Raw genomic sequence first — 22,303 nt, 5'->3', positions numbered from 1 at the left:
TAGTCCCGGTGTCCAGGACCAAGCAGCGCCATCGTTCGCGGCTCTGGATGCCGGGACGAGCCCGGCATGACGACGGAGGTGGGTCATGATCCTCCCCGTTCACGGGGAGGTGGCGCCGCGTAGCGGTGACGGAGGGGCGTTTCCTCGTCGCGTGGGGCTCGCGAAGAGGCCCCTCCACCATGCTCCGCATGGTCCCCCTCCCCGCGAGCGGGGAGGATCGGAAGCGACGCCACCCCCACCCGCTGGATTTCCCATTCGAGGCTCACGCCCGAATGCGCCCTCACCCGGTCCCGCACGTCGTCGCCGAGCGCCTCGATGTCCGCGCTGGTCGCGTCGCCCGTGTTCAACAGGAAGTTCGTATGCTTCTCCGATACCTGCGCGCCGCCCCTCGTCAGCCCCCGGCACCCCGCGGCGTCGACCAGCGCCCACGCCTTGTGGCCGTCCGGATTCTTGAAGGTCGAGCCGCCGGTCTTCGACCGCAGCGGCTGAGACGCCTCGCGCGCGGCGGCGATGCGGTCCATCTCGGCGGCGATCGCGGCGGGCTCGCCAGGCTGGCCGCGGAAGGTGGCGGAGACGACTACCGCCCCCTCGGGCAGGTCACTGTGCCGGTAGGTGTAGCCGAGATCGCCCAGCGCCAATGTTTGTCGCTCGCCCGAGCGGAGGACGACGTCGCACTCCACCAGCACGTCCTTCACCTCGCGGCCATAGGCGCCACCGTTCATCCGCACGAAACCGCCGACCGTGCCGGGGATCGAGCGCAGGAACTCGACGCCCGCGACCCCAGCGTCGCGCGCGATCGAGGAGACGAGGATGCCGCTCGCGCCGCCGCCGCAGCGCAGCGTCGTCCCGTCCAGCGCCTCGACCCTGGCGAAGGGCTTGCCGAGACGCACGACGATCCCGGGCACCCCGCCGTCGCGGACGATGAGGTTGGAACCGAGACCAAGCGCCATCACCGGCACCGCCGGATCGAGGCCGCGGAGGAGATCGGACAAATCGTCGGCGTCCGCGGGCTCGAACAGCCACTCGGCCGCGCCCCCCGCCTTGAACCAGACCAGCGGGGCGAGCGGTGCGCCGGGAGTCAGTCTGCCGCGAACGGCCGGCAGCGTCACCACGGACCGGCGCCCCACAGCCGCATCCACGCCTGCCAGGCGGCGACGTTCGCCTCCGCCGCCTTGACCGAGGCGGCCTGCGCGTCGGCGAACGCCTTGCCCGTGTCGACCGCCTGCTGGCCGAGCTTCAGCCCCTCCGCCTGCGCGTCGAGGATCTGCTTCTGCGCGTCGAGCGATGCCTTGAACCAGTCGGTCATCTCGTCTTCTCCCGCACCGCGTCGGCCAGGCCGGCGGCCCATTTGGTGATGTCGCCCGCGCCCAGGCAGACCACCATGTCGTCGGGCCGCAGCGTGCCGGCGAGTTCCGCGGCGAGCGCGTCGGCATCGGCGATCGTCGCGGCGTGGCGATGGCCACGGCGCTTGAGCCCGCCGACCAGCGTGTCGGCGTCGACGCCCTCCACCGGCGCCTCGCCCGCGGCGTAGACGGGGGTGACGAGCACGCGATCGGCGTCGTTGAACGCGGTTTGGAACTCCTCCATCAGATTGCCGAGCCGCGAGTAACGGTGCGGCTGGACGACGGCGATCACCCGCCCCTGCGCGCCTTCCCTGGCGGCGGCGAGGACGGCGCGGATCTCAACCGGGTGGTGGCCGTAATCGTCGATAATGGTGGCGCCGCCCACCTCGCCTACCTTGGTGAAGCGCCGCTTGACCCCGCCGAACGCGTGGAAACCGCGCTGGATCGTCGCGTCCTCGATGCCGAGTTCCAGCGCCACGCCGACCGCGGCGAGCGCGTTCTGCACGTTGTGGCGGCCGGCCATCGGCAGCTCGATCGCCTCGATCGTCCGCGTATGGCCGTCGCGGTCGCGCACGGCCACGTCGAAGCGGTTGCCGCCGGGAACGGGCGTCACGTTCACCCCGCGCACGTCGGCCTGCGCCGAGAAGCCGTAGGTGACGACGCGGCGGTCGCGCACGCGCGGCAGGATGCCCTGCACTTCCGGATGATCGAGGCAGAGCAGCGCCGCGCCGTAGAAGGGCACGTTCTCGACGAACTCGACATAGGCGTCCTTCGCCCGGTCGAAGCTGCCGTAATGATCCAGATGCTCGGGATCGATGTTGGTGACGACCGCGATGGTGCCGTCGAGACGCAGGAAGCTGCCGTCGCTCTCGTCGGCCTCCACCACCATCCAGTCGGATGCGCCCAGGCGAGCGTTGGAGCCGTAGCTGTTGATGATGCCGCCGTTGATGACGGTCGGGTCGACGCCCCCTGCATCGAGCAGCGCCGCAACCATCGACGTGGTGGTCGTCTTGCCGTGCGTGCCGGCCACCGCCACCGTGGATTTCAGCCGCATCAGCTCGGCCAGCATCTCCGCGCGGCGGACGACGGGCACGCGCTTCTCCAGCGCCGCCTCGACCTCGGGGTTGGAGCGGACGATGGCGGTGGAGACGACGACGACGGCCGCGTCGCCGATATTCTCCGCCTTGTGGCCGATGGCCACCGCGATACCCCGGTCGCGCAGGCCCTGGACGACATAGCCCTCGGCGACGTCGGAGCCCTGCACGCGGTAGCCGAGATTGTGCATCACCTCGGCAATGCCGGACATGCCGATGCCGCCGATCCCGACGAAGTGGATCGTGCCGATATCGGTCGCGACGCCGCGCATCCTAATTCCTCCCCTGCAAGGGGAGGTACGAAGACAACGAAATCACGCGAACGCCTCCCTGGGCTGACGCGTGGCGACCGGCAGGCGCGCCAGCGGCGCATCGAGGCTCTCGACCAGATCGGCCAGATCGCTCACCGCCGTCGGCCGACCGACGCTCTTGGCGCGACCGGCGGCATTCTCCAGCGCTTCCGGATCGAGGCCCAGCTTCTGCATCTGCTTGGCGAGTTCCACCGCGGTGAACGCCCCTTGCGCGATCGTCCGCGCGCCGCCCGCCGCCGTCATCTCGCGCGCGTTCGCCGTCTGGTGATCGTCGGTCGCGGAGGGCAGCGGCACCAGGATCGCCGGCCGCCCCGCCGCGGTCAGCTCGGCGATCGTCGACGCGCCCGCGCGACCGATCACGAGGTGTGCCCAGGCGAGCTGCTCGGGCATGTCGGGCAGGTAGGTGGCGAGCTCGGCGGCGATGTGGTGCTCGGCATATTGCGCGCGCGCCGCGTCGATGTCCTCGATCCGCGCCTGGTGCGTCACCTGCAGGCGGCGGCGGAAATTGGGCGGCAGCATCGCCAAACCGTCGGGCACCACCTTGGACAGCACGCTCGCGCCCTGGCTGCCGCCGGTCACCAGGACGCGGAAGATGCCGTCCTCCTCCAATAACGGATAGGGTCTGGCACGAAGCGCCAGAACCGCCTCGCGCACCGGATTGCCCACGAGGTGCGTCTTGCCCGCGAGCCGCGCCGGCAACCGCTGCGTCTCCGCGTAGGAGGTGGCGATCGCGTGGACCTTGCCCGCGACCAGCCGATTGACCCGGCCCAGCACGGCGTTCTGCTCGTGCACGGCGGTGGGGATCTTGTCGGCGAAGGCGGCGAGCAGCGCCGGCAGCGCCGGGTAGCCGCCGAAGCCGACCACGGCGGCGGGACGGAAGGTCCGGTACAGTTCGCGCGCCATCGCCCGCCCGCGCCACATCTCGCGCACCGCCGACGCCCAGCCCTGCGGCCGCTTCACCTGAAAGCGACCGGCAGGCAGGACGTGCGTCTGCACGCCCTCGAACAGACCCGGAAAGCGCACGCCGCGCGCGTCGGAGACCAGCGCGACGCGGTGGCCACGTCTCGTCAATTCCTGCGCCAGCGCCGCCGCCGGTACCATGTGACCGCCCGTACCACCGGCCGCCAACACATAATGTCTAGGTTGAGAACTCATGATTGCCGATGGCCATGACGGAGCCGGATCGAGCTCGCAGGAAGGAAAGAGGAGGAGGCGATGCGGCGCATCGTTGACGACGAATGACACACCTGCGGGATCGATCCGGCCCGCCGCTTCGCGGTCGCCCGGAGCCGTCGGCAATCATGAGTTCTCACCCTTGTCATTCACCGCTCCAGCGGACCACGTAGGGGCTCCGCGTCAGGAACGGATTGCGCCGGGTGAAGGCGAGGAGCAACCCCATGCCGATCGACAGCGCGATCATCGACGATCCGCCATAGCTGATGAACGGCAGCGTCATCCCCTTGGACGGCGCCAGGCCGGTGTTGACCGCCATCGAGACCAGCGCCTGCGCGCCGAACTGCGTCGCCAGGCCGGCGGCGGCGAGGAGCTTGAACTCATCCTGCTCGTCGAGCAGTTTCACGAACACGCGCACCACGATGGCGAGGAAGACGACCGCGACGACCGAGCAGGCGATCAGCCCGAACTCCTCGCCGATCACCGAGAAGATGTAGTCGGTATGCGCTTCCGGCAGCCCGAACTTGGCCGATCCCGCGCCGGGGCCGGTGCCGGTCCAGCCACCGCTGGTCAGCGTGCGGTGCGCGGCGTCGACCTGGAAATGGTCGGCGGCCCCCTCCCCCTCGATGCCGGGGAACAGGAACGCGTCGATCCGCTGACGCGCCGTGCCGTAGAAGAGATAGGCGCAGACCAGCCCGACCGGCACCATGCCGACGATGCCGGCGAGCACCCGCGTCGGCGTCCCCGCGATCATCAGCAGCGCCATCCATACCGAGCAGAAGATCACCGTCTGGCCGAAATCGGGTTGCAGCATCAGCAGCACCGCCACGCCCGCGGTCATCGCGCCGGTGATGAACACGGTCGGCAATTCGCGATCCTTCGCCTTCAGCGACAGCAGCCAGGCGACCGTGACGATGAACAGGGGCTTCAGGAACTCGGACGGCTGGAACTCGGCGATGCCGACGCCGATCCAGCGGCGGGCGCCGTTATGCTCGGCGCCGATCACCGGCGCGAGCGCGAGCAGCGCGACGAACACCGCCGCGCCCGACACCGCCAGCCGCCGCGCCTGCGCGACCGGCAGCATCGACACCGCGATCAGCACCGGCAGCGACAGGCCCACCCACATCAGCTGGCGCCAGAAATAATAGAGCGGCGCGATCTTGTGATGCTCGCCCGAGTAGCGCACCGCCGTCGCCGGGCTCGCCGCCGCGACCGCGATCAGGCCGATCGCGATCAGGCAGGCGGTGAGCGCCAGCAGCATCCGGTCGATGTCCCAGAACCAGGTGCCGAGCGGCGACCGGTCACCGCGGCCGCCACGCTTCCTCATCTGCGCCATCAGCGCGCGACCGCCCCTGTCATTCCCCAGACGGTCGGTTCCCGAACCGCCGGCGCGGACGTCGGTCATGCGAGCTTCTCCACGAGAGACCCGAACGCGGCCCCGCGCTCTTCATAGTCGCGATATTGATCGAAGCTAGCGCAGGCGGGCGACAGCAGCACCGTGTCGCCGGGCCGCGCCGCGGCGGCGGCGTGCGCGACGGCGATGTCGAGCGAGCCGGCGTTCTCAACGACGGGCACGCGGCCCTTCAACACTTCGAAGAACCGCGGCCCCGCCTCGCCGATCGTGTAGGCGGCGACGACGTTGCCGAAATAGGGCGCGCAGGCGTCGAGATCGTCGCCCTTGGCGCGCCCGCCGACGATCCAGTGGATGCGCGGAAAGGCACCGAGCGCGGGCGCGGCGGATTCCGGGTTGGTGGCCTTGGAATCGTTGACATAGGCGACGCCGTCGATCGTGGCGACGCGCTGCATGCGGTGGGGGAGGCCGGTGAAAGTGCGGAGGCCTGCGTCGATCGCGCCGTGCGGCAGGCCCAGCGCGAGGCATGCGATCCTGGCCGCCCAGGCATTCTGTGCGTTGTGCGGGCCTTGCAGGGAGGGCCAGTGCGACTGCTCGTCGGCAAAGTCGATGGCATAGTCGCCACCGAACCATTGCGTCAGCTCGGCTCCCGTCGTCATCGCGCGGACGGCGCTGCCGACCCCGTTCTCGTCGCTCGCGACCACGGCGACCTGGTCCCATGCCTGCATGTCGAGCAGCCGCAGCTTGGACGCGCGATAATCCTCGAAGCCGTCGTAGCGATCGAGGTGGTCGGGCGTGACATCGAGGAGCACCGCCACCTCGCAATCGAGCGTGCGGGTCAGGTCGATCTGGTAGCTCGACAGCTCCAGCACGTAGACGCCGCCTTCCAGCAACGGCTCCTGCGCCAGGATCGGCAGGCCGATATTGCCGCCCATCAGGCTCGGCACGCCCGCGGTTCGCAGGATGTGGTGGACGAGCGCGGTGGTGGTCGACTTGCCGTTGGTGCCGGTGATGCCGACCACCTTGTGCGGCGGCAGCGACGCGCGCGCCTCCGCGAACAGCTCGATATCGCCGATGATCGGCACCCCCGCCGCCCGCGCCACCGCGGCGATCGGGTGGGTGTTGAGCGGCACGCCCGGCGACACCACCAGCGCGTCGAAGCCGGCGAGGTCGTCGAGCGGGGCGATCACCACGTCCTCCCCAAGCCTGCTTGGGGAGGGGGACCGCTCGGCGTCAGCCGAGTGGTGGAGGGGCGCCGTCGAAGACGGCGGCTGCGCCACCTGCCCCTCCACCATCGCCTTCGGCGACGGTCCCCCTCCCCGAGCAAGCTCGGGGAGGACTGAAGAACGCCGCGTCTCGTCCGCATCCCACGCCTGCACGTGCGCGCCCGCCGCCAGCAACGCCCGCACCGTCGCCGCGCCCGACCGCGCAAGGCCCAGCACCGCGTAGCGCCTGCCCCTCCAGACCGGGGAGACGATCACCGGAGTTTCAGCGTCGACAGCCCGGCGAGCGCCAGCACCAGGCTGATGATCCAGAAGCGGATCACCACCGTCGGCTCGCTCCAGCCGAGCTGCTCGAAATGGTGGTGGATCGGCGCCATGCGGAAGACGCGCTTGCCCGTGCGCTTGTAGAAGAACACCTGGACGATGACGCTGAGCGCCTCCACCACGAACAGCCCGCCGACGATGCCCAGCACGATCTCGTGATGCGCGACCACCGCGATCGTGCCGAGCGCGCCGCCGAGCGCCAGGCTGCCGGTGTCGCCCATGAACACCGCCGCGGGCGGCGCGTTGTACCAGAGGAAGGCGAGCCCCGCCCCCACCACCGCGCCGCAGAAGATCGCCAGCTCGCCCGCGCCGGCCACGTGCGGGATGCCGAGATAGTCGGCGAAGCGGACGTTGCCGGCGAGGTAGACGATGACCATGAAGGTCACGGAGGCGATGATGACCGGCATCGTCGCCAGCCCGTCCAGCCCGTCGGTCAGGTTCACCGCGTTGCCGAACGCGACGATCGTGAACGCCGCGAACACGGGGTAGAACCACCAGAGTTCGAGGTAATAGCGGTTGGTGAACGGCAGGAAGAGCCCCGACCCGTTCTGGCGCATGATGATCCAGGCGGCGATCCCTGCGATCAGGAACTCCAGCAGCAGCCGGACGCGGCCGGGGATGCCGGCGGTGGTCGCCTTCCGGACCTTATCGTAATCGTCCATGAACCCGATCGCGCCGAAGCCCAGGGTGACGAACAGGCATGCCCAGACGAACGGGTTCGACAGGTCCATCCAGAGGAGGATCGCCAGGCTCATCGCGGTCAGGATCATCAGGCCGCCCATGGTCGGCGTGCCGCGTTTGGCGAGGTGGGTCTGCGGCCCGTCGGCGCGGATCGGCTGGCCCTTGCCCTGGCGCACGCGCAGCCAGCCGATGAACTTCGGGCCGATGATCCAGCCGATGATGAGCGCCGTCGCCACCGCCGCGCCGGTGCGGAAGGTCTGGTATCGGATGAGGTTGAGCAGCCCCGGATAGCCCAGGTGCGCCGCGATCCAGAACAGCATCTACGTCTCGTTCCTCAAGCCCGCCCTCAACCCCGCGACCACGCGCGACAGCCCCACCCCGTTCGATCCCTTGACCAGCACCACATCGCCGTCGGTCAGCTGGGCACGGGCGGCGTCGAGCGCGTCGAGGGCGGACGCCACATGGACGAGTCCGACGCGCCCCTCAAGCGCGGCGGCGAGCGGCGCCATCGCTTCGCCGACCAGCACCACCCGTTCGACGCGCGCGGCGATGATCGGCTCCGCGAGGTTCGCGTGATAAGCATCTGATCCGGCGCCGAGTTCGCGCATCTCCCCCAGAATCGCCAGGCGGCGGCCGGGTTCGCGGCCGAGCACGGCCAGCGTCGCGCGCATCGACGAGGGGTTGGCGTTGTAGCTCTCGTCGATCACCAGCACGTCGCCCGCGGTCCGGAACCGTTCCCCCCGCCCCTGCAACCCGCCCAGATCGGCGAGCGCGAGGCCGGCGAGTCCCAGGTCGCCGCCGACCGCGTCGACCGCGGCGAGCACGGCGAGCGCGTTGGAGACCCAGTGGTCGCCCGGCTGCGACAGGGTGAAGCTCAGCTCGCGCCCGCCGACCCGCGCGGTGACGAAGCTGCCGGCCGACTCCAGCCGCACCGCCTCGATCGCGTGGACGTCGGCACCGCGATCGAGGCCGAAGGTGACGACCCGGCCCGCGTACGGCGCGGCGGCGGCGAGCAGGCGGTCACGGTGCGGGCTGTCATAGGGCACGATCGCCGTGCCGCCCGGTTCGAGGCCGCGGAAAATCTCGCCCTTGGCGTCGGCGATCGCCTCCTCGCCCGCGAAGAACTCGGTGTGCGCGGGCGCGATCGCGGTGACGATGGCGACGTGCGGGCGGACCAGCGTGGTCAGGTGCGCGAGTTCGCCCGCGTGGTTCATCCCCATCTCGAACACGCCGGCGCGCGACGCCGCGGGCATCCGCGCGAGGCTCAGCGGAACGCCGGTATGGTTGTTGTAGCTCTTGACCGAGCGATGCACCTGCCCCCGCCACGTCCGGTCGAGACAGGCGGCGAGCGCCTCCTTGGTGCCGGTCTTGCCGACCGAGCCGGTGACGCCGACGATCATGGCGGCCGTCCGCGCGCGGGCAGCGCGGCCGAGCGCCTCCAGCGCGGCGAAGCTGTCGGCGACGCGGACATGGGGCTGGTCGGTCGGCGCCGACACGATCGCGCCCGCCGCCCCTTGCGCGAACGCCTGGTCGAGGAAGCGGTGACCGTCGGTCGCCTCGCCCTTCAGCGCGACGAACAGGTCGCCGGGCCCGACCTCGCGGCTGTCGAAGGCGACGCCGGTGACGGCAAAATCGGCCGAGGAAGTGCCCCCGATCGCCGCCGCGATCTCGCCGGAGGTCCAGAGGCTCACTTCTCCCCTCCCGATGTCGGGAGAGGCCGAGGAAGGGCAGTTTCCTCGTAACGAAGCCCGAGCTTGGGACGACCGCCCTTCTCCGCCCCTTCCCGCACGCGGGAGGGGAGATCGTTCGTCCCGCTCAACCCGCGCACTCCCGCGCGACCGCGACGTCGTCGAACGGCAACACCAGATCCCCCACGATCTGTCCCTGCTCGTGGCCCTTGCCGGCGATCAGCACGATGTCCTGCGGCCCGGCCCCGGCGATGGCGGCGGCGATCGCCTCGCGCCGGTCGCCGATCTCCGTGGCACCGCGCGCGCCGGCAAGCACGTCGCGGCGGATGGCCGCGGGGTCCTCGCCGCGCGGATTGTCGTCGGTGACGATGACCACGTCCGCTCGCTGCACCGCGACGAGGCCCATCGGCTCGCGCTTGCCCTGGTCGCGGTCGCCGCCGGCCCCGAACACGGCGATCAGCCGCCCGGCCGCGTGCGGCTTCAGCGCGGCGATCGCCGCCTCCAGCGCGTCGGGGGTGTGCGCGTAATCGACGTAGACCGGCGCGCCCGATCGGGCGATCGCCGCACGTTCCAGCCGCCCGCGCACCGGTTGCAGCCGGGCCAGCGCCTGCAGCGTCGCCGCCACCTCGCCGCCGGTGGCGATGACCAGCCCTGCCGCGACCAGCGCGTTCGCCGCCTGATAGGCACCGATCAGCGGCAGCTGGACGTTGTGGCTCGCGCCCTCCGCCTCGATCACCAGCCCCTGGCCGAGCAGCGTCGGATCGCGACCGACCAGGCGCAGCGTCTGGCCCCGCTCGCCGACGGTGACCAGCCGATTGCCGCGGGCGCGCGCCAGGTCGATCACCCGCGCGCTCTCCTGGTCGTCGGCCCAGACCACCGCGGTGCCGTCGTCGCTCAGCACCTCGGAGAACAAGCGCAGCTTGGCGGTCAGATAGGCCGCCATGTCGCCGTGATAGTCGAGGTGGTCGCGGCTGAGATTGGTGAACGCCGCCGCCGCGACGCGCAGCCCCTCCGTCCGATACTGCGTCAGCCCGTGGCTCGACGCCTCGAAGGCGAGGTGCGTCACCCCCTCGCGCGCCAGCCCGGCGACGTTGGACAGGAAGGTCACCACGTCGGGCGTGGTCAGCCCGGTGGTCACCCGCTCGTCGGCGGTGGTGACGCCCAGCGTGCCGATCGAGGCGGCATGGTGGCCGGCCATGCGCCACAGCTGGCGCGTCATCTCCACGGTCGAGGTCTTGCCGTTGGTGCCGGTCACCGCCACCGCGGTGTCGGGGAACGGCCCGAAGAAGCGCGACGCCAGCCGCGCGAACGCGGCGCGCGGCTCGTCGTCGGCGATGTGGACGGCGCCGTCGACCATCGCCTCGGGCCGCGCGACCACCGCCACCGCGCCGCTCCTGACCGCGTCGGCGATGAAATCCTCGCCGTTGACCCGCGCGCCGCGAAAGGCGCCGAAGATCGTACCGGGCGCGACCTTGCGATGGTCGATCGCGAAACCGGTGACCGCCGCTTCCTCCGTCCCGCCGGTCAGGGTGCCCAGCTTCATCCGATCCCCCTCAATGCCCCGCGACCGTCTTGGCGCCCGGCTCCTGCCACAGCAGCGGCGTCAGGTCGGACACGTCGATGTCGCGCGATTCGTCCGGCATCACGCCCAGCATCGCGCCGACGCGCGAGATGGTGCGCCCGACCACCGGCGCCGCGTTCCAGGCGGCGGTCTTCCACCCGCCCGTCTCCTTGGTGCCCTGCGGCGAGTCGAGCATCGCGACCACGACGTAGCGCGGCGCGTCCATCGGAAAGGCGGCGGCGAAGGTGGCGACGTTGCGCGACCGGTCGTAGCCGCCGGCCACCGCCGCCTCGGCCGTGCCGGTCTTGCCGCCGACGCGGTATCCCGGCGCCTCGCCCTTGCGCCCCGTGCCGCGCAGCACGATCAACCGCAGCATCTGCCGCATCCGCGCGCTCGTCCCCTCGGTGATGACGCGGCGGCCCTCGGCGGCGCGGCCGGGCTCCACCTTCATCAGCGTCGCCGGCCGCCAGACGCCACCGTTGACCAGCGCCGCGTAGGCGGAGGCGAGGTGGAGCGGCGTCACCGCGATGCCGTGGCCGTAGGCGGTGGTCATCGTCGTCGTCCGCGCCCAATAGGTCGGCCAGAGCGGCCGGCCCTTCTCGCGCAGCTCGATATCGGGCTTGGTGTCGAAGCCCAGTTTTCTGAACATCGTCTGCATCCGCTGCGGCCCGACCAGGTCGGCGACGCGCGCGGTGGCGACGTTGGAGGAGTAGATCAGCGTTTCCGCCATGTTCAGCCAGCGCTTGGGATCGCCGCGCTCGTCATGGATGGTGAAACCGCCGACCTTCAGCGGGTGCGTCGCGTCGAACCGCCGCGCCATGCTGGTGACCACGCCGGTGTCCATCGCGGTCGCCATGGTGATCGGCTTGAACGTCGATCCCAGCTCGAACACGCTCTGCGTGGTGATGTTGCGCAGCTCGTCCGGCCCCGACATGCCGACGCGGTTCGGGTTGAACGTCGGCAGCGACACCATCGCGATCACCTCGCCGGTATTCGCGTCGAGCACGACGCCGCCGGCGCCCCGCGCGGAGAAGGTGGCCATCGCGCGGGACAGCTCGCTCTCGATCGCTGCCTGCACGCGCGTGTCGATCGACAGCGCCACCGGCGCACCGCGCGTGGCCGGATCGAGCAGCCGCTCGTCCAGCACCCGCTCCATGCCGCTCATCCCGTGTCCCTCGGGCGACAGGAAGCCGAGCGCGTGGGCGGCGAGCGCTCCTTGCGGGTAGAGGCGCTGCGTCTCGCGCGCGAAGACGATCGCGGGTTCGCCCAGCGCGTTGACCTGCTCGACCAGCGCCGGCGAGGCGCGCCGCTGGAGATAGGTGAAGCTGACGTCCTTGGTCAGCTGGCCGTAGAACCAGGCCTGGTCGCCGCGATCGGGCATCAGCGCGGCGAGCTTGGCGGCCAGGTCCATCCTGTCGCCCATCAACTCGCGCGGGTGGACGGCGATCGTCCAGGCGTCGATGGTGCGCGCGAGCGGCGCGCCGTTGCGGTCGACGATGTCCCCGCGCGACGCCAGCGTCGCCACCGCGGCGCGCGCCTCCGCGCCCGAGAACAGTGCCAGCACGCCGAGCCGACCGATGATGAGGACGACGCCGGCGGCGAAGAGCAGCATCAGCATCATCAACCGCATGTGCGACACCGCGGCCATCTGCTGACGCTGCTGGCTGCCCGCGCGGCGGGACGCGGGCGGCCGGGCGACGGGTCGTGCGACCAGCGCGGTCAACGCTTGCGACCCGCCTCGGCACGCGCGCTCGCCAGGATATCGCCCAGGGTGGAGTCGGACAGCAGCTTGCGGTCGAGCATCGCCACCGCGTCGGGCCGCACCTTGGCAACCGCGGCGACGCTGCGCGCCGCGGCGATCGGGGTCGTGCGGACGGGCACGGACACGGCGGCGGTACGGACGACGGCGGCGCGGGCAGCGGCAGCGGCGGGGACGGCGGGCAACGGCGCGGTGGCGGCGACCAGCGTCATCGCCGGTTGCGCGGGCGCGAGCGCCGGTGCGCCCGACGGCACCACCAAGGCGGCGGTCCGCAATCCGGCCCCGCCCATCGGCGCGGTCACGTCGAGCGAGGCGAGCGCCGTCTCGTCGGCGACGTACTGGCCGGCGGTCGGCGCCGACAGCGCCAGCGTGTCGCCGTTCCACCGCTCCAGCTGGACCAGGTTGGCGCGCGTGTCGAACTCGGTCTCCAGCGCGCGGATGTCGCGCTCGGCCGCGGCGATGCGCTTGTTGACGCTTTCCAGCTTCTTGCGCTCGCCCGCGACCTGGAGCGACACGAGGTAGAAACCGAGCACCACGGCGACGCAGCCGCCGAACCAGCCGATCCCCTTCAATCGATACGCCGCCGTCATACGCTCACCTCCGCCACACTGCCCCGCCCATTTCCCTGCCACGCCGGAGCCGCCGTCCGCGTCGCCACTCTCAGGGTCGCCGAGCGCGCGCGCGGGTTGCGCGCGATCTCGGCCTCGCCGGCCCGCACGCCGCGGCCGACCTTCTCGAAACTCGGTGCCGCGCCTGCCGTGGCAGCGGGCAGATGACGCGAAGCTGAAGGCGCCGCGCCCGACCGGTCGCGCAGGAACCGCTTCACCATCCGGTCCTCCAGGCTGTGGAACGTCACCACCGCCAGCCGCCCGCCGGGTTTCAGCACCCGCTCGGCCGCGGCCAGACCGTCGGCCAGCTCGCCCAACTCGCGGTTCACGTGGATGCGGATCGCCTGAAAGGTCCGCGTCGCCGGGTCCTTCTTGTCGTGCGGCTTGTACCCCACGGCGCGGCGGACGATGCCGGCGAGCTCGGCGGTGCGCGTCACCGGCCGCGCGGCGACGATTGCGCGCGCAATGCGGCGCGACTTTGGCTCGTCGCCGTATTGATAGATGACGTCGGCGATCTCGCCCTCGTCCGCCTCGTTGACAAAGTCGGCGGCACTCATCCCCGCCTGCGCCATGCGCATGTCGAGCGGCCCGTCCGCCTGGAACGAGAAGCCCCGCTCCGCCTGGTCGAGCTGCATCGAGGACACGCCGATGTCCATCGTCACGCCGTCCACCGCCTCGCCCGCCAGCGCCGCTTCCATCGACGAGAAATCGGCGTGGACCAGCCGCAGCCCGTCCAGCGCCAGCGACTCGCCCGCGGCGATCGCGTCCGGATCGCGGTCGAACGCGATCACCGCCGCGCCGCTGGCCAGCAGGGCACGGGTGTAGCCGCCCGCCCCGAACGTCGCGTCCACCATCGTCTCGCCAGACATGGGGGCGAGCGCGGCGACGACCTCGTCGAGCAGGACGGGGACGTGGGGCGCATCGCTCACAGCGCGACCCCCTTCTGCATCATGTGGAAACGCGCCGCCGCCTTGACGTTGTCGGCCATGCCGTCCGTCTCGATCAGCGTCTTCGGATCCCAGATCTCGATGTAATCGAGCGTGCCGTAGAAATAGGCGTGCTCGCCGATCCCGGCGTAGAAGCGAGGGAATGCGGGCATGATGAAACGGCCGGACCCGTCGAAGGGCACGCCCTCGCCCGCCGCCGCGCGCCGTTTGATGTTGTAGTCGAACTCGCCGTCGGGGCCGGTGAACGCCGCCTCGCGCCGGTCGAGCTGCTCGGCCAGAATGTCGAGATAGCCGGTGTCGTAGGCGATCAGGCACTTGGTCGCCGGATTCTGGTGCGGGCCGACGATGATCGTGCCGCCGGTCTTGCCGTCGGCCTTGGGCGCGTTGGCGGCGAGCGTCGCACGCAGCGCGGCGGGAATGGCTACCCGGCCCTTGTCGTCGACAAGGCCGATACCGTCTCCCTGATAACGCCCCCTGCTCAACACGCCAACTCCGCACTCTGGCGCGCACGACTTCCCCGTTCTCGGAATCGAACTCGCGTCCGATCCCGCTCGCGAACACGCGATGGAAGAACATGCCCCTGAATTAACCTGGACGTATCAGCCGCTATCGCGGGTCGCAACGGGATTTTACGGGATTTCGCGGGAAACGACGTTCAAACCCGTTCAATCACGGGGATGCCGCGCGCCACACATGCCCGATCTCGTTCGACCGACAGGGCAAAAAGATGCGATGCGCCAGGCGGCGCTCGGAAGACAGCCTCGGCGTTGGAGCTTGCGAAGCGCCTCGACCTGATTCGCAGCCGCAAGTTCGCAAACGTGCGATGGTGTTTCGCGCGGTGACGTCGAATCGAGCACGACCGGACACCGGAGCACGACCACATCAACCTGACCCGTTCGTGCCGGGCCCTTCGACAAGCTCAGGATAAACTTCGGCGCATGGCGCCGAAGTCGAAGCACAGGCCGCGAACGGTTCACCTGGGGCCTGCCCTTCGACATCGCTCAGGGCGAACCGTGCTGGGTCAAGCTGACGTCATCATACTCTCATGGTCGCAGACCGACCGTCCGGATTTCGCCGGAGCAGGGCTGCCGACTCGCCACGATCGAGTCCGTTGCTACCGAGGAGCGCCACCATCCTGGACGTTGCCCGCGCTCGGCGCCACGCCCATCTCGGCCAGAGGTTCGCCCGTCGCCGCGCCGCTGGCATTGCCCGCCGCGATCTGCGCCACGAGATTGCCCTGCGCGAGGCCCGCGGGCGACTGGTCGCGGGTCGCCGATCCCAGGATCGCACTGGCCAGCGCGATCAGCAGCACGACGGCGAACAAGCCGATCAGGCCGACCTTGATTCGCTGCAACGGTTGCGAGGGTTCGGGGCGCTCGGTCATCTCGTCGCTGAAACGTAACTACTCGTCCTCACGGCGACAAGCCCGTGTCGGCCCTGTTCAGCCCAGCCTCTTGGCCGCCCGCCACGCCGGATCATGCAGCGTCGACAGATAGCGGAAGCCGGTGTCGCACAGGATCGTCGCGATCCGCTTGCCCGGTCCCAGCTGCCGCGCCAGCCGCACCGCGCCCGCGACGTTGATGCCCGACGACAGACCCAGGCACAGCCCCTCCTCGTCGAGCAGGCGACGGACCCAGCCATATCCCTCCACGTCGGAGACGCGGAACTGCGTGTCGATCGGCGCGCCCTCCAGATTGGCGGTGATCCGCCCCTGGCCGATCCCCTCCGCGACCGACGAGCCTGTCGCCTTCAGCTCGCCGTGCGCGTAATAATCGTACAGCGCGGCGCCATCGGGATCGGTCAGCGCGATGCACACGCCTTCATCTTTCGCCTTCAGGCCCAGCCCCACGCCGGCGATGGTGCCGCCGGTGCCGGCCGCGCAGGTGAAGCCGTCGATCCGCCCCTCCATCTGCGCCCAGATTTCCTCGGCCGTGCCCATGATGTGCGCGCGGCGATTGGCGGTGTTGTCGAACTGGTCGGCCCAGATCGCACCGGGCGTCTCCTCGGCGATCCGGCGCGAGGTGTGGACGAAATGGCAGGGTGACGAATAGGGCGCCGCGGGCACCAGCACCAGCTCCGCACCGAGCGCGCGCAGCGTGTCCATCTTCTCGCGGCTCTGCGTCTCGGGCATGACGATGATGGTGCGGTATCCCTTGGCGTTGGCGACCAGCGCCAGGCCGATGCCGGTGTTGCCCGCCGTGCCGTCGACGATGGTGCCGCCCGGGCGCAGCGTGCCGCGCTCCTCCGCGTCCTCGACGATGAACAGCGCCGCGCGATCCTTCACCGAGGCGCCGGGATTGGTGAACTCGCACTTGGCGAAGATGTCGCACCCCGTCTCCTCGCTCGGCCCCCGTAGCCGGACGAGCGGCGTGTTGCCGATGAGCGCGAGGGTGTCGGGAGTGGTGACCATCCCCATGACATAGGCGCGGGCGGACGGACGGCCAAGCGGGCGGCGGCTTGGTTGTGGGCAAGCCGGGCTGGTGGTAGAATGTCGGCCGACGGAGGTAGAGATGGGCGTACAGCTGAACATCAAGGACCCGGAAACCGTGCGGCTCGCGCGCAAATTGGCGGGTGCGACGGGACGGTCAGTCACCGAAACCATCCGGCAGGCGCTCGAACAGGCGAATGTCGATCGCGAGGCCGAGATCGCCGCGCGGATTGCCGCGATCGACCACATCACCGAGCGGGTGCAGCGCAAGCTCACCCCCGAGATGCGGAAGATCACGTCGAAGGAGGCGATGGATTCGATCTACGACGACGGCCTGCCCGCTTGATCGTCGACACGTCCGCACTGTTCGCCATTCTGCTCCACGAGCCGGAGGGCCTGCGATTCCGCTCGCTCATCGCCAAGGCACATACGCCGCGCATCTCGGCCGGCTCCGTGGTCGAGCTTCAGGCGGTATTGACGCGCCGGTTCAACGGGGAACTCGACGACGAGGCGGATGAATTGTTGGCTGCCTCGCGGCTCGTTATCGTGCCCGTGACCGGCGACCAAGCGCTGATCGGCCGCGAAGCCTATCGCCGCTACGGCATCGGCACCGGCCACCGCGCGAACCTCAACTTCGGCGACTGTTTCGCCTACGCCCTCGCCAGGGCGACGGGCGAGCCGCTGCTGTTCAAGGGCGACGACTTCACCCACACCGACGTGCCACGCGTCATCGGCTAGGACGGATCGACATTCGGCATTTTTCCACCCCGAAGGCCGGGGTCCCGTCGGGAAGGTCGTGGAAGAGGTGCGACGACCGACCGTTCGCGTTTCCCAGCTGGACCCCGGCCTTCGCCGGGGTGGATGATGAGGCGCAGCGCTGAATGTCGATCGGCGCTAGGCGGCGTCTGCATTTAGAGGATTCCGTTTGCGCGCGAGTTCTGATTCAAGGCTGGCGACGGAGCCGGTTGATGAGCAGACGCACGCTGACGGACGAGCAATGGGACCGGATTGCGGGGTATCTTCCGGGTCGAGATGGCACGCGCGGGCGTAGCGGCGTGGACAACCGGCTGTTCGTGGACGCGATCCTGTGGATGGCGGGCAATGCGGCGCGCTGGCGTGACCTGCCGGAGGTATTCGGCAAGTGGACAGGGGTGCATGCGCGGTTCCGGCGGTGGTCGCATGCCGGTGTCTGGGAACGACTTTTCCATAGCCGGACCGACACGCCGGACTTTGAATACGTCCTGATCGACAGCACCATCTCGAAAACCCACGCCGATGCGGCGGGCGCAAAAGGGGGGCTGAAGCTGCCGCGATCGGCCGGTCCCGCGGTGGCCTGACGACCAAGCTACATGCGGCGGTCGATGCCATCGGCCTGCCGATCCGCATCCATCCGACGCCTGGACAATGGGGTGATCGTCCGCAAGCGGAGGCACTGCTGACAGGCCTGAAGGGCGTCGGCCACGTCATCGCCGATGCTGCCTATGACGCCGATCCGCTGCGTGCCTTCATCGCCGATGACCTCGGCGCCACCGCCCACATCAAGGCTGACCCCAGCCGAACGGCAAAACCTCCCATCAACTGGCGCCTCTACAAGGAGCGCCATCAGGTCGAGTGCTTCTTCAACAGGCTCAAGCGCTTCCGCCGTATCGCCTTGCGCTGCGAGAAAACCATCACCGCCTTCATGGGCTTCGTCCATCTCGCCTGCGCCATGATCTGGTTACGCTAAATGCAGACGCAGCCTAGTGCATGATGACGAGCGATTGACGTACCACCGTTTGCCGCGAGCGACGTCGAAGGGCAGGCCGCCAGCGAGCCGGTCGTGGCCCGTGCTTCGACGTCGCTCGGCACGAACGGGGCTGGGTAATGTCATCCCGCGCTAACCCCGTGCCGTGAAAGGAAAGCTTTGCGCGACGGAAAGCGCGACGCGTCTTGACCCTCGCCCATGCTTCACGTCATGCGGACCGCCTCATGAAGAGCATCCTTCCCCTCCTCGCCGCCCCGCTCTGCGTCCTGGCCGCCTGCAATGCGCAGCCCACGACCGAAGTGGTCAACGACAACCCCGATCCCATGGCGACCCAGCTCGCCAACGCCGCGCCGGTCGAACTGCCGCCCGCGATCCGTGCCGACAAGACCATGCGCTGCGCCGACGGTTCGGTCATCGGCGTCGTCTTCTTCCAGGGCGACAAGCAGGTGAACGTGCGCGTGCCCAACACCGCCCAGCCGCAGCGCCTGACCACGGCCGAGGCGGGCCAGCCCTATACCGCCGAGGGTGGGTGGAAGCTCGCCGGCAGCGACAGCGCCGTCACCGTGACGACGGACGCGGGCAAGTCGCTCACCTGCCACACCTGATCGCCGTCACACCGTTCGCGTAACCAGGGCCGGCGGGACTATCCCGCCGGCCCTTTTTCTTGCCCCCTATTCTTGTCAGCGCCCGCCCGGCTCGGCACGGATACGCAGATGGCCGACGCGCTCGACCCCCAACTCGTCCTCGGCGCCTACTCGGTGGGCGTCTTCCCGATGGCGGACGCGCGCGACGCGGACAGCGTCTACTGGGTGGAACCGCGCCGCCGCGCAATCCTGCCGCTGGAGGGCTTCCACCTATCGCGCTCGCTGCGCAAGACGGTCGCCGCCGACCGGTTCCGCGTCACCGCCGACACGGCCTTCGCCCAAGTGTTGCGACTATGCGCGGAGAGCGCCGTCGACCGTCCCGACACCTGGATCAACGGCGGGATCGAGGACGTCTTCCTGCGCCTCCACGCGATGGGATACGCCCACTCGGTCGAGTGCTGGCAGGGCGACCGACTGGTCGGCGGCCTGTACGGACTGGCGCTCGGCCGCGCCTTTTTCGGGGAGAGCATGGCGAGCCGCGCGACCGACGCGTCCAAGGTCGCGCTCGCCTGGCTGGTCGCGCGGCTGCGCGTCGGCGGGTTCACGCTGCTCGATTGCCAGTTCCAGACCGCGCACCTCGCCTCGCTCGGCGCGGTGGAGATCGACCGCGACGATTACGTGGCGTTGCTCGCCGCCGCCCTGTCGCCGCCGCCGCTGGCGCCATCGTCGTCGTCCGATCTCGCCGGCGCCTCGGCGCGCGGTGCCGGCGATTTCGGCGCGCTCGACCGCGGCGGCGACAGCGATTCGGTGTCGGCGCCGCTCGCGGGGAAGGACATCGCGCAGCTCTTGGTCCACACGTCGTAGACCGGGTGCGGCACGACGTTGAGGCCCGGCCGCTCCTTGAACAACCAGCCCGAGAAGGCCCGCCGCCACGCCCGGTCCGGCCCGCGCACGATCATCTGGACGAACGCGCCGGTCAGCTGCTCCGGCTCCCACGGCGCCGTCCGGTCGCAGGCGCGCAGCCGCACCACCACGTCGCCGACCCGCACCGCCTGACCAGGGCGCAGCGTCAGCTCGCGGCTCTCGCCGTTGCGCTTGTTGAGCAGGCCCAGCACCGCGACCCGCTCCGCCATCGGCGTGGTTCCCGCGATCGGCACCGCCGAGTCGGTCCCCACCGTCTCGATGTCGGAGGACGGGCTCTCGGGCACCGCCTGCTCGACGCGCACCGGCGCGGGCGGCGTCACCTCACGCCACGCCTGCCACCCGAACCAGCCTGCGATGGCCAGCGCCACCGCCAGCACCGCGGCGGCGATCCAGCGGGTCACCTGCCCGTTCTCAACCGACCGGGCTCACTCGGGCGACCAAGCTTCGTAATCGCCCGTCGCCGCTGCGCGCTTACCGCCCTTCTCCATCGCGCCCTGCGGTCGATAGGCGAGCGCGGTGCCGGTCAGGTTGGGCAGTGCCGGCTTCTCCCAGGCGCGGGCCTGCGGCAACGCCTTGTCCGGCACGTCGTCGATCATGTGCCGCAGCCAGCTGAACCAGTCGGGCGGCACCCGGCTGGCGTCGTTGGCGCCCTGGTAGATCACCCAGCGGCGCGGCACGCCGTTGGTGTCCTGCCCACCCTGGTAATAGACGTTGCCGAGCGCGTCCTCGCCTATCCGCGTCTTGCCGCGCAGGCCGTAGAAGCGGGTGCCGATCGTGGCGCCAGTCCACCAGGTGAAGATCGAGGTCATGATGCCCATGGCGCCAGCGCTTACCGCGTGGCCGCCGCACCTTCAACCGCGATCGCCGGCCAGCGGACACGGTCGCCCGCCGCCAGCCCCAGTTCCGCCATGCGGCCGCCGCGCACCTCCAGCACCGCGGCCACCGGCTCGCCGGAGGGGACGGGCGCGCGGTCGAACGGCACCGTGTTCTCGGCGACGCGGGCGATCGTGCCGTCGGCACGGATGAAGACGATGTCGAGCGGGCTGGGCGTGTTCTCCATCCAGAAGCTCGCCTCCCGCGGCGCGCCTCCGTCGGGCGGGTAGGGCGCGAACAACATGCCTCCGTCCGCGGCGATGTCGGTGCGGTACATCAGCCCCCTGGCCTGCTCGTCGACCGTGCGCGCGACCTCGACGCAGAAGGTGTGCCGCTTGGTCGCACCCGTCACCGTGACCGGCACCGTTCCGGCCGCACGACAGATGGGCGGCGCGTCGGTAGCCGAGCGACAGCCCGGCAACGCGAGCAACAGCAGCAACGCCGCCGCCCTCATGCCCCCGGCTCCACGGCGTCTTCCACCGCGACCGCCAGCGACCCCTTGCGCCCGGCGACGATGCGCGCGCGCAGCGGCTGGTCCGGCTCCACCGTCTCGATCCCGCCGCGACGCAGCGTCTCCATGTGGACGAACACGTCCGCGCCGTCGCTGCCGCGCACGACGAAGCCGTAGCCTTTCAGCCGGTTGAACCATTTGACGGCGACCGGCTCGAACGGCCCGGCGGCGTCGATCAGCGCGACCGGATCGATCCGGTCGCCGCCCTCGCGCGGCCTGGCCGGCGGCGGTTCCACCGCATTGGACAGGTCGATGCTGACGATCTCGCGCGCCTGGAAGCCGCGGCCGCGCTGCACCGCCAGCGCCTCCACGCGCGCGCCTTCGGGCAGGCTGCGCCGGCCGTGCGGCTGCAGCACGGAGAAATGAACCAGCACGTCTCCGATCGTCGCGTCGTCCGCCACCGCGAAGCCGAAGCCGCGCGTGGTGTCGAACCACTTGATCGTTCCCCCGATCGGCACCGCGTCCCCGAGGGCTCCCCCGTCGGGCGCGATGCTGGTCTGCGCATCCACTTGCATATAGTCACCCCTGACGCAGCCCTGCTACCACGCTTCGTCGCGCCTGCAACGACTTGCGCCGGTGTTGTCGTCGAATTCGCCCGGATCGGCCGCGACGATGCGCCGCGCCAGCGCGAAGGAATGGCCCGCGCGCACCATCCGGGCGAGCTGCTTGTCGCGCAGGGCCCGGTCGGCGCCCTCGGCGGCATAAGGACCGATGCGCCGGCGCCGCGCGAAGTCGAGCGCCGCCGCGACCGCCGCCTCCGCCAGCGCGGGCGCCACCGCCGCGGCATCCTCCTCGCCGACATGCGCCTGGCGGAGCGCCGCCGACACCCGCGCCGCGCCCAGCCCCCGCCTGGTCATCGCCGCCGCCCGCGCCTCCGCGAAGGCACGGTCGTCGACATAGCCCAGTTCCACCATTCGCCCGGCGACCGCGTCCGGGTCGACCGCGGCGCCGTCCCATCCCCGCTCGCGCACCTTGCGGCGCAGGTAATCGGCCAGCTTGCCGCGCGTCGTCGCGAACCGTTCGACGTAGCGCAGCGCCAGCCGGTCGAGCGCGGCGGCGTCCAGCGGCGGCGGCGCGCGCTTCCGGTCTGGTGAGCGGGGTTCACGGGAGCGATCTTGCATGCGCCATGTTTGTGCCACACTGGGTGCCGATGACGAAAGCGGACAATTGCCCCCG

At 70.5% G+C, this 22,303-nt stretch carries 24 protein-coding genes and 1 pseudogene; 5 read left to right on the top strand and 20 right to left on the bottom strand.

The window, feature by feature from the left end; translation table 11 throughout:
• Positions 1 to 83 precede the first annotated feature (83 nt).
• The 15 genes from murB to BM145_RS08805 all read right to left on the bottom strand — a co-directional run bounded on the left by murB (position 84) and on the right by BM145_RS08805 (position 16,473).
• A complete protein-coding gene (gene murB, locus BM145_RS08875) occupies positions 84 to 1,127 on the bottom strand; it encodes a UDP-N-acetylmuramate dehydrogenase (protein ID WP_245739213.1) in 1,044 nt (347 codons plus the stop codon).
• Positions 1,106 to 1,306, bottom strand: coding sequence for a hypothetical protein (locus BM145_RS08870; RefSeq protein ID WP_093333301.1), 201 nt, complete (start codon positions 1,304 to 1,306; stop codon positions 1,106 to 1,108). The genes murB and BM145_RS08870 overlap by 22 nt, the downstream gene beginning before the upstream one ends.
• Positions 1,303 to 2,709: a UDP-N-acetylmuramate--L-alanine ligase gene (murC, locus tag BM145_RS08865; RefSeq protein ID WP_093333300.1), complete on the bottom strand. Its 1,407-nt coding sequence runs from the start codon at positions 2,707 to 2,709 to the stop codon at positions 1,303 to 1,305. The genes BM145_RS08870 and murC overlap by 4 nt, the downstream gene beginning before the upstream one ends.
• Positions 2,710 to 2,751: 42 nt before the next feature.
• Positions 2,752 to 3,903, bottom strand: coding sequence for an undecaprenyldiphospho-muramoylpentapeptide beta-N-acetylglucosaminyltransferase (gene murG / locus BM145_RS08860; protein ID WP_093333299.1), 1,152 nt, complete (start codon positions 3,901 to 3,903; stop codon positions 2,752 to 2,754).
• Between the two features lie 163 nt (positions 3,904 to 4,066).
• Complete coding sequence (locus BM145_RS08855; RefSeq protein ID WP_093333414.1) at positions 4,067 to 5,248, bottom strand: FtsW/RodA/SpoVE family cell cycle protein; 1,182 nt, start codon at positions 5,246 to 5,248, stop codon at positions 4,067 to 4,069.
• Between the two features lie 74 nt (positions 5,249 to 5,322).
• Positions 5,323 to 6,753 carry a UDP-N-acetylmuramoyl-L-alanine--D-glutamate ligase gene (gene murD, locus BM145_RS08850; protein WP_245739209.1) on the bottom strand — a complete coding sequence of 477 codons (1,431 nt, stop codon included), beginning with the start codon at positions 6,751 to 6,753 and terminating at the stop codon, positions 5,323 to 5,325.
• A complete protein-coding gene (mraY, locus tag BM145_RS08845) occupies positions 6,750 to 7,820 on the bottom strand; it encodes a phospho-N-acetylmuramoyl-pentapeptide-transferase (RefSeq protein ID WP_093333297.1) in 1,071 nt (356 codons plus the stop codon). Before mraY ends, murD begins: the two co-directional genes overlap by 4 nt.
• Entirely contained in the window at positions 7,821 to 9,191 is a 1,371-nt protein-coding gene (locus BM145_RS08840; RefSeq protein ID WP_093333296.1) for a UDP-N-acetylmuramoyl-tripeptide--D-alanyl-D-alanine ligase, read from the bottom strand.
• A gap of 124 nt (positions 9,192 to 9,315) precedes the next feature.
• Positions 9,316 to 10,731, bottom strand: coding sequence for a UDP-N-acetylmuramoyl-L-alanyl-D-glutamate--2,6-diaminopimelate ligase (locus tag BM145_RS08835; protein ID WP_093333295.1), 1,416 nt, complete (start codon positions 10,729 to 10,731; stop codon positions 9,316 to 9,318).
• Between the two features lie 10 nt (positions 10,732 to 10,741).
• Positions 10,742 to 12,472, bottom strand: a complete 1,731-nt coding sequence (locus tag BM145_RS08830) for a peptidoglycan D,D-transpeptidase FtsI family protein (protein WP_177200135.1) — start codon at positions 12,470 to 12,472, stop codon at positions 10,742 to 10,744.
• A complete protein-coding gene (locus tag BM145_RS08825) occupies positions 12,469 to 13,098 on the bottom strand; it encodes a hypothetical protein (protein WP_093333294.1) in 630 nt (209 codons plus the stop codon). The genes BM145_RS08830 and BM145_RS08825 overlap by 4 nt, the downstream gene beginning before the upstream one ends.
• The gene (rsmH, locus tag BM145_RS08820) at positions 13,095 to 14,045 is read right to left on the bottom strand and encodes a 16S rRNA (cytosine(1402)-N(4))-methyltransferase RsmH (RefSeq protein ID WP_093333293.1); all 951 of its coding nucleotides are present in this window, start codon (positions 14,043 to 14,045) and stop codon (positions 13,095 to 13,097) included. The genes BM145_RS08825 and rsmH overlap by 4 nt, the downstream gene beginning before the upstream one ends.
• Positions 14,042 to 14,548, bottom strand: coding sequence for a division/cell wall cluster transcriptional repressor MraZ (locus tag BM145_RS08815; protein WP_093333292.1), 507 nt, complete (start codon positions 14,546 to 14,548; stop codon positions 14,042 to 14,044). Before BM145_RS08815 ends, rsmH begins: the two co-directional genes overlap by 4 nt.
• A 629-nt stretch (positions 14,549 to 15,177) precedes the next feature.
• The gene (locus BM145_RS08810; RefSeq protein WP_245739207.1) at positions 15,178 to 15,447 is read right to left on the bottom strand and encodes a hypothetical protein; all 270 of its coding nucleotides are present in this window, start codon (positions 15,445 to 15,447) and stop codon (positions 15,178 to 15,180) included.
• A 57-nt stretch (positions 15,448 to 15,504) separates the two neighbouring features.
• Positions 15,505 to 16,473, bottom strand: a complete 969-nt coding sequence (locus tag BM145_RS08805) for a cysteine synthase A (protein ID WP_093333291.1) — start codon at positions 16,471 to 16,473, stop codon at positions 15,505 to 15,507.
• Positions 16,474 to 16,573: 100 nt separating this feature from the next.
• On the opposite strand from BM145_RS08805, the gene BM145_RS08800 reads away from it, so the two are divergent.
• The 5 genes from BM145_RS08800 to aat all read left to right on the top strand — a co-directional run bounded on the left by BM145_RS08800 (position 16,574) and on the right by aat (position 19,683).
• Complete coding sequence (locus BM145_RS08800; RefSeq protein ID WP_093333290.1) at positions 16,574 to 16,837, top strand: type II toxin-antitoxin system VapB family antitoxin; 264 nt, start codon at positions 16,574 to 16,576, stop codon at positions 16,835 to 16,837.
• Positions 16,834 to 17,229 carry a type II toxin-antitoxin system VapC family toxin gene (locus BM145_RS08795; protein WP_093333289.1) on the top strand — a complete coding sequence of 132 codons (396 nt, stop codon included), beginning with the start codon at positions 16,834 to 16,836 and terminating at the stop codon, positions 17,227 to 17,229. Before BM145_RS08800 ends, BM145_RS08795 begins: the two co-directional genes overlap by 4 nt.
• Positions 17,230 to 17,459: 230 nt before the next feature.
• A protein-coding gene (locus BM145_RS08790; RefSeq protein WP_143090148.1) for an IS5 family transposase occupies positions 17,460 to 18,217 on the top strand; the annotation gives its coding sequence in 2 pieces (ribosomal slippage) (positions 17,460 to 17,778 and positions 17,778 to 18,217; 759 coding nt in all).
• A gap of 242 nt (positions 18,218 to 18,459) precedes the next feature.
• Complete coding sequence (locus tag BM145_RS08785; protein WP_093333287.1) at positions 18,460 to 18,840, top strand: hypothetical protein; 381 nt, start codon at positions 18,460 to 18,462, stop codon at positions 18,838 to 18,840.
• 108 nt (positions 18,841 to 18,948) lie between these two features.
• Positions 18,949 to 19,683: a leucyl/phenylalanyl-tRNA--protein transferase gene (aat, locus tag BM145_RS16355; protein ID WP_093333286.1), complete on the top strand. Its 735-nt coding sequence runs from the start codon at positions 18,949 to 18,951 to the stop codon at positions 19,681 to 19,683.
• 35 nt (positions 19,684 to 19,718) lie between these two features.
• Here the strand turns inward: aat and BM145_RS08775 are convergent.
• The 5 genes and pseudogenes from BM145_RS08775 to BM145_RS08755 all read right to left on the bottom strand — a co-directional run.
• Positions 19,719 to 19,952: pseudogene (locus BM145_RS08775) on the bottom strand (DUF2155 domain-containing protein); the annotation flags it as partial.
• 216 nt (positions 19,953 to 20,168) lie between these two features.
• Positions 20,169 to 20,561, bottom strand: a complete 393-nt coding sequence (locus BM145_RS08770; protein WP_093333285.1) for an NADH:ubiquinone oxidoreductase subunit NDUFA12 — start codon at positions 20,559 to 20,561, stop codon at positions 20,169 to 20,171.
• Positions 20,562 to 20,572: 11 nt separating this feature from the next.
• A complete protein-coding gene (locus BM145_RS08765) occupies positions 20,573 to 21,070 on the bottom strand; it encodes a DUF192 domain-containing protein (RefSeq protein ID WP_093333284.1) in 498 nt (165 codons plus the stop codon).
• The gene (locus BM145_RS08760; protein WP_093333283.1) at positions 21,067 to 21,642 is read right to left on the bottom strand and encodes a cold-shock protein; all 576 of its coding nucleotides are present in this window, start codon (positions 21,640 to 21,642) and stop codon (positions 21,067 to 21,069) included. Before BM145_RS08760 ends, BM145_RS08765 begins: the two co-directional genes overlap by 4 nt.
• Before the next feature lie 24 nt (positions 21,643 to 21,666).
• Positions 21,667 to 22,248: a RecX family transcriptional regulator gene (locus BM145_RS08755; RefSeq protein ID WP_093333282.1), complete on the bottom strand. Its 582-nt coding sequence runs from the start codon at positions 22,246 to 22,248 to the stop codon at positions 21,667 to 21,669.
• Positions 22,249 to 22,303 lie beyond the last annotated feature (55 nt).

Origin of the sequence: Sphingomonas rubra, from assembly GCF_900115745.1 — a bacterium.
In the GTDB taxonomy this organism is placed as follows: domain Bacteria; phylum Pseudomonadota; class Alphaproteobacteria; order Sphingomonadales; family Sphingomonadaceae; genus Sphingomonas; species Sphingomonas rubra.
Note: the sequence above shows the minus strand (reverse complement) of the source record. Positions and strands in the feature narration are given on the sequence as shown.

What these genes read in the sequence shown, in the direction of transcription:
- BM145_RS08870 (WP_093333301.1), bottom strand. Translation starts at nt 1,306, where the DNA reads ATGACCGACTGGTTCAAGGCATCGCTCGACGCGCAGAAGCAGATCCTC.
- murC (WP_093333300.1), bottom strand. Translation starts at nt 2,709, where the DNA reads ATGCGCGGCGTCGCGACCGATATCGGCACGATCCACTTCGTCGGGATC.
- murG (WP_093333299.1), bottom strand. Translation starts at nt 3,903, where the DNA reads ATGAGTTCTCAACCTAGACATTATGTGTTGGCGGCCGGTGGTACGGGC.
- BM145_RS08855 (WP_093333414.1), bottom strand. Translation starts at nt 5,248, where the DNA reads ATGAGGAAGCGTGGCGGCCGCGGTGACCGGTCGCCGCTCGGCACCTGG.
- mraY (WP_093333297.1), bottom strand. Translation starts at nt 7,820, where the DNA reads ATGCTGTTCTGGATCGCGGCGCACCTGGGCTATCCGGGGCTGCTCAAC.
- BM145_RS08835 (WP_093333295.1), bottom strand. Translation starts at nt 10,731, where the DNA reads ATGAAGCTGGGCACCCTGACCGGCGGGACGGAGGAAGCGGCGGTCACC.
- BM145_RS08825 (WP_093333294.1), bottom strand. Translation starts at nt 13,098, where the DNA reads ATGACGGCGGCGTATCGATTGAAGGGGATCGGCTGGTTCGGCGGCTGC.
- BM145_RS08810 (WP_245739207.1), bottom strand. Translation starts at nt 15,447, where the DNA reads ATGACCGAGCGCCCCGAACCCTCGCAACCGTTGCAGCGAATCAAGGTC.
- BM145_RS08805 (WP_093333291.1), bottom strand. Translation starts at nt 16,473, where the DNA reads ATGGTCACCACTCCCGACACCCTCGCGCTCATCGGCAACACGCCGCTC.
- BM145_RS08800 (WP_093333290.1), top strand. Translation starts at nt 16,574, where the DNA reads ATGGGCGTACAGCTGAACATCAAGGACCCGGAAACCGTGCGGCTCGCG.
- BM145_RS08785 (WP_093333287.1), top strand. Translation starts at nt 18,460, where the DNA reads ATGAAGAGCATCCTTCCCCTCCTCGCCGCCCCGCTCTGCGTCCTGGCC.
- aat (WP_093333286.1), top strand. Translation starts at nt 18,949, where the DNA reads ATGGCCGACGCGCTCGACCCCCAACTCGTCCTCGGCGCCTACTCGGTG.
- BM145_RS08770 (WP_093333285.1), bottom strand. Translation starts at nt 20,561, where the DNA reads ATGGGCATCATGACCTCGATCTTCACCTGGTGGACTGGCGCCACGATC.
- BM145_RS08765 (WP_093333284.1), bottom strand. Translation starts at nt 21,070, where the DNA reads ATGAGGGCGGCGGCGTTGCTGCTGTTGCTCGCGTTGCCGGGCTGTCGC.
- BM145_RS08760 (WP_093333283.1), bottom strand. Translation starts at nt 21,642, where the DNA reads ATGCAAGTGGATGCGCAGACCAGCATCGCGCCCGACGGGGGAGCCCTC.
- BM145_RS08755 (WP_093333282.1), bottom strand. Translation starts at nt 22,248, where the DNA reads ATGCAAGATCGCTCCCGTGAACCCCGCTCACCAGACCGGAAGCGCGCG.